The organism is Burkholderia diffusa (assembly GCF_902499115.1).
Classification (GTDB): Bacteria; Pseudomonadota; Gammaproteobacteria; order Burkholderiales; family Burkholderiaceae; genus Burkholderia; species Burkholderia diffusa.
This window is the reverse complement of the sequence record NZ_CABVPN010000074.1, coordinates 1-1,312: the sequence shown is the minus strand read 5'-3', so window position 1 is coordinate 1,312 and position 1,312 is coordinate 1. Positions and strand designations below refer to the sequence as shown.

The 1,312-nt window shown below is 59.7% G+C and carries 1 protein-coding gene; it reads right to left on the bottom strand.

Annotated features, from left to right (window positions below; translation table 11 throughout):
- Window positions 1–148: 148 nt before the first annotated feature.
- Window positions 149–1,240 (bottom strand): IS5 family transposase, encoded by a 1,092-nt coding sequence (locus tag BTE28158_RS32255; protein ID WP_174920298.1) that lies wholly within the window; start codon window positions 1,238–1,240, stop codon window positions 149–151.
- Window positions 1,241–1,312 lie beyond the last annotated feature (72 nt).

The following is a 1,312-nucleotide window of genomic DNA, read 5'->3' as shown; positions in this document are numbered from 1 at the left end:
CAGGCCGTTGAAATACCCATCGACCGGATTCAGACCACTCTCGCAAATGACATGAATTCGCTCAACGGCTCGGCAATTTTTGTTGCGTCACGCCGGGTTCAGCGGTAGAGCCCGGCCGGCGAAGGTATTTCCCGCCAGATTTCCTGCATTACGCGCCCTGCGGACGCACGAATCCCAGCGTTCTCAGCCGCGTCAGGTTGTAGGCCGCCATCGTCAGCGTGAGCAACTGATCAACTTTCTCCAAGCCTCTCACCATCACCTGCCGGATCGGCCCGATCCGTTTGCCCCAGCCGAAGCACTGTTCGATGCATTTCCGTTTGCGCTGGCTCAGCGCGTAACCGAGATGCCGCGTCGTCCGACCATCGATTGCACTTCCGCCGGTGCGCTTCGTGTTGCGTGCGACGTGCGGCGTCACGTTGTATTCGCGGCAGGCCTTCACAAATCCACGCGTGTCGTACGCCTTGTCTGCGCCCACCGTAATACGCACGTCCGAACCCGACACATCGCGCAGCATGTCCGTCGCCACTTTGCGTTCCGCTCGGCCATTCGCCTCGCTGGCCTGAACGTTCACGACCAGACCGTGCCGGTTATCCGTCAGCACATGGCCCAGGTAACTCGGCAAGGCTGGCGCGGCATTGCTCTTGCGATAGAGCCGGCTCTCACTGTCGCTCTTCGATTCGTGCGTTTCATTACTGCGCGATTCGCCATGCCAATTGTCAGGCGGACGATCATCGTCCCCGCCATCCTTGCGCCGGATGCTCTTGTGGCTGGCCCACGCATGGATCAAGGTGCCGTCCACACTGAAGTGCTCGCCCGACAGCAAGCCGCGTTTATGCGCCGTTTCCACCGTCGCGTTGAACAGGTCAGTCACTGCGTCGAACTCGATCAGTCGATCCCGGTTCTTGCTGAACACCGAGTGATTCCACACCGCGTCTTCGATCGACAGGCCGACGAACCAACGGAACAAAAGGTTGTACGAGATCTGCTCGACCAGTTGCCGCTCGCTGCGAATGCTGTATAGCACCTGAAGTAGCATGGCCCGCATCAGCTTCTCCGGCGCAATGCTCGGCCGACCGCCTTTGATGTCCGCTTCGTACATCGCCGAGAACTTGGCATCCATATTCGACAGCGCCTCGTTCATCCAAGTCCGGATCGGGCGCAGCGGATGCGTTTGCGGTACGAACTCCTCCAGTCTGACTGTACTGAACAGGGATTCGTTGTAGCTGTCGGTGCCTCGCATGCTGCCTTCGTGCCTTGGGATCGGGTTCGCTACATCGTGACGGATCGGCGGGGGTATTTCAACGGCCTGCTA

Bases quoted from the DNA above. Each gene is read 5' to 3' on its own strand.
- BTE28158_RS32255 (WP_174920298.1), bottom strand. From the start codon at position 1,240: ATGCGAGGCACCGACAGCTACAACGAATCCCTGTTCAGTACAGTCAGA.